5 protein-coding genes and 2 pseudogenes are annotated in these 3,244 nt (G+C 58.4%); 3 read left to right on the top strand and 4 right to left on the bottom strand.

Annotated features, from left to right (window positions below):
* Positions 1–45: 45 nt before the first annotated feature.
* A complete protein-coding gene (locus GSQ79_RS15995) occupies positions 46–432 on the bottom strand; it encodes a transposase (RefSeq protein ID WP_158809689.1) in 387 nt (128 codons plus the stop codon).
* Between the two features lie 89 nt (positions 433–521).
* Between GSQ79_RS15995 and GSQ79_RS15990 the strand changes: the two are divergent.
* The 3 genes and pseudogenes from GSQ79_RS15990 to GSQ79_RS15980 form a co-directional block, all read left to right on the top strand.
* Positions 522–818 (top strand): annotated as a pseudogene (locus GSQ79_RS15990) (recombinase family protein); the annotation flags it as partial.
* Positions 815–1,159, top strand: coding sequence for a transposase (locus GSQ79_RS15985; RefSeq protein WP_158809687.1), 345 nt, complete (start codon positions 815–817; stop codon positions 1,157–1,159). The pseudogene GSQ79_RS15990 and the gene GSQ79_RS15985, both read left to right, overlap by 4 nt.
* 133 nt (positions 1,160–1,292) lie before the next feature.
* The gene (locus GSQ79_RS15980) at positions 1,293–1,493 is read left to right on the top strand and encodes a hypothetical protein (RefSeq protein ID WP_158809686.1); all 201 of its coding nucleotides are present in this window, start codon (positions 1,293–1,295) and stop codon (positions 1,491–1,493) included.
* 89 nt (positions 1,494–1,582) lie between these two features.
* Here GSQ79_RS15980 and GSQ79_RS15975 read toward each other — a convergent pair whose 3' ends face one another.
* From GSQ79_RS15975 to GSQ79_RS15965, 3 genes and pseudogenes are all read right to left on the bottom strand, one after another.
* The gene (locus tag GSQ79_RS15975; RefSeq protein ID WP_158809685.1) at positions 1,583–1,861 is read right to left on the bottom strand and encodes a hypothetical protein; all 279 of its coding nucleotides are present in this window, start codon (positions 1,859–1,861) and stop codon (positions 1,583–1,585) included.
* A gap of 457 nt (positions 1,862–2,318) precedes the next feature.
* A pseudogene (locus GSQ79_RS15970) lies at positions 2,319–2,503 on the bottom strand (transposase); the annotation flags it as partial.
* Between the two features lie 62 nt (positions 2,504–2,565).
* Positions 2,566–3,244 (bottom strand): SDR family oxidoreductase (locus GSQ79_RS15965; protein WP_158809695.1); only part of this gene is annotated, 679 nt, incomplete at its 5' end.

Here is a 3,244-nt window from a genome sequence, read left to right as displayed (position 1 = left end):
TGTGCCCGGTCGCCAGCCACACACGCACGCCACTTGGGAAGGCGATCATCGCCGGCTCAGTACGTCGATGACGCGGGCAAGCGCATCGGCATCAACGCCGGCATCGACACGCACGCGGCACTCACCACCGAGATCGCTCTCGATCAGACTGCGCTTCTTCGCCGGACCACGGGTTCGGCGCGACTTCGTGGCGACCAGCGCCGTCGCGACACTCGGCTCGGCGATCATCACCGGTACCATCGTCGGAACCGCTGCCTCAGGGACGCGGACTTGTCGCCGCCAGGAAAACAGTACGCTTTGGGCCACGTCGTTGCGCCGCGCGACGTCCGCCACTGTCGCACCCGGCTCGACGCTTTCGGCGAGGATCCGCATCTTCTCCTCGCGCGACCATCGCCGCCGCCGCTCAACACCGTTCAGGACTTCGACCCGCATGCAACAACCCACCTTAAGGACCGCCTTAAGGTCGGATGCAAAGCCCGCCGCTACCCAAGCCGCAAGGCGGCCGTCACCGGATGCTCACGCAGCGAGGCGCGTTCGTCACCGTTCTCGACCCTCATGTCAGCACGCGAGGCGAAATGGGTCACATGATTATCACCGTCCTCGGCATGGTAGCGCAGATGGAACGCCGCTTTATCAAAGAGCGTCAAAAGGATGGGATTGAGCGGGCCAAGGCGGGAGGGGTTTACAAGGGCGGCGCGCCACGGGTGGATCGAGCTACGGTAGTCGCGCTGGACAGAGCCGGGCATGGAGCTGCTGCAATCGCACAGGCTGTGAAGTGTAGCCGCATGCAGGTATATCGCATCCTGAAAGCAGGTTGAGCCTAGCGCCGGGACAGGTCAGCGATCATTGCTGTGCCGCTTCGATCCTGCCGGTTCTGCCTGCCACCAAGCATCTTTTAGCCGACAACGGCTACGACAGCGATGCCTTCCGAAGGGCGCTGCGCGACATGGGCAACGAACCCTGCATTCCCGGCCGCCAAAATCGCAACGAGGTCGTGCCTTACAACACCGACTTGTACCGCAAGCGGCATGTCGTCGAGACCAAGTTGGCGACGCTGAAGGACTGGCGCGCCGTCTTCGTGCGATACGAGCGAGCCGCCTGGGCCTTCATGGCAACCGTGGTCCTCGAAGCTCGCGTAAGTTTTCGTTGTCAGGATTGACCCTAGTAAACGGCCAAGACGAATTAGTTAAATATTGAGTAAATAATATTCATTTGCTTTTGCATAGCTGGTATACGCAACTCTTTCCTATTAGTGGCGTTCAGTATCGCGCTGTAATTACGAAAGAGAGATTGTGGGCGATATTTTAGATTTTCGTTGTAAGGATAGCTTGGGATTGGCCAAGCTGCCAAAGGGATACGATGCCGCCAAGGCACGCGCGGATTTTTGGGCACGAAAGGCACAAGAGACAAGAGAAGCCGATTCTGCGCTGAAGAGAGTAGAGGCCGAGCTTGCCCGTCACCGAGTTGTTGGAAAGAAACCCACAGCAGAATAGTCGCCAAATATCATTTAGCAATCTACGGTTGCTAAATCCGCTGAAGATATTTCAAGCATCTTTCACTGCTGTGAAGCTGGAACGACCCGCTAATCGTCCGAAGTCTGTGGGCCGCAACCGCCATCGTTCGCGTTTGATCTCAGCATCAGAGGCAGGGCAACCTCGGTCCATTCGCCAGATTCGTGCAAGATCATGTCGAGTGGCACCTTAAAGTCCTGCTCTTCTCGGCATTCATACGCTTTGCTGTTGTGCGCATCGACTTGTAGGGTCGATGCAATTTGCTCGCGAGCATCCCATTCGTCAACCGCGTAAACCCACATCCGGTCAGGATCTGAGTCACCGTTTCTACGCACAACATAATTGGGCATGATCAAACTCCAGCCGCAAACCTATGACACATGTCAAATTCTCCAACTTCAACTTGCTCTATGCGATAGGAACAAATTTCAATCTGGGCGGTTGTACCCAATTGCGGCATTGAGTGACGTTTATGCTCTATCGAAAAGCCGTCGAAATAGTGGCGAGTCCTAAGGGGCACGGCGAAGAAGTTCTTATCGCCGCTGCCCGGATCGTCCTAACAAATGATGCATCAGATATCGAGCTAAGAAGCGCGGCGCACGCCATAGTCGCAGAGATCCGTGAAGCTATGTGGGACGCCGACCTCCGGGGACTTGTACTTTCTGATGAGTTGGTAAAAAGGCCTCATTAAACTCCGCGTACGCCAACCTGCAAAACTTGGTCTTCAGATGGTTCGGATATACTAATACTAATCTGCGTTGATCAGCATTTGTTAGCCCAATCGCGCAATCCGATGGTCATGATTGTTCATGGCTGAGCGGTGAGTTTGTTCGAGGCGTCACAGCAGTGGCCGACGATGTAGTAGGACGTGAAAACGCGATCCGACAGGCAGTTGCCGCGTAGGTTTGCCAGACGTTCTCGACAGGGTTGAGTTCGGGGCTGCGCGGCGGCAGAGGCAGCAGCGTGATGTTGTCGGGCACAGCGAGCTTGGATCGCCGCCAGTTCGGTGGGTAAGTTTTCTTGAATGTCGCCAGGGCCGCCTCGGTCTGGGCGCTCATGGCGCGACCTGTTTGACGGGACGGAGCAAGATCTCCTCCACCAGCACACGCGCCGGCTGCGCAAAAGCATAGACGAGCGCCTGCGCCACATCCTCCCCTGTCATCGCATCCAATTGCGCCCAGCGTTCCGCCATCGCCTCCGCGACATTCGCGCCGAACTCTGTACGGGCCGCACCGGGCTCGATTACCGCTACGCGGATCCCTTCCTCGCCAAGTTCCTTCCGCAGTGCGTCGTGGAAGCCGACCACCGCGAACTTCGTCGCGCTGTACACCGACCAGTTTGCAACGCCGTAGCGTCCACCTACACTGGACACGGAGCAGATCATCGCCCCAGGCCGCCCGCGCAGCAGCGGGATAGCGGCACGAGTGCAATGGAGCACGCCATAAAGATTGACGTCGATCATGCGGGTCCAGTCGGCCGGATCACTCTTCTCGAACGGTGCGTTCACGCCCAATCCGGCATTGTTGAACAAGAGGTCGAGTCCACCGAACCGCTCCCGCGCCTGATCGAAGACCGCAGCGACCTGCGTAGGGTCGGCGACATCGGCGGTGAGCGCCACCACGTCGGGCCCAAGCTCAGCCGCGAGTGCGTCGATCCGCTCGCGCCGCCGAGCCACCAGCACCACCTGCACGCCCTCGGCTACGAGAAGCCGTGCGGCCGCCTCGCCGATGCCG

It is taken from the genome of Beijerinckia sp. L45 (assembly GCF_009765775.1).
Lineage (GTDB): Bacteria > Pseudomonadota > Alphaproteobacteria > Rhizobiales > Beijerinckiaceae > RH-AL1.
This window is presented reverse-complemented; position numbering and strand designations above follow the sequence as displayed.

Bases quoted from the DNA above. Each gene is read 5' to 3' on its own strand.
- GSQ79_RS15995 (WP_158809689.1), bottom strand. From the start codon at position 432: ATGCGGGTCGAAGTCCTGAACGGTGTTGAGCGGCGGCGGCGATGGTCG.
- GSQ79_RS15975 (WP_158809685.1), bottom strand. From the start codon at position 1,861: ATGCCCAATTATGTTGTGCGTAGAAACGGTGACTCAGATCCTGACCGG.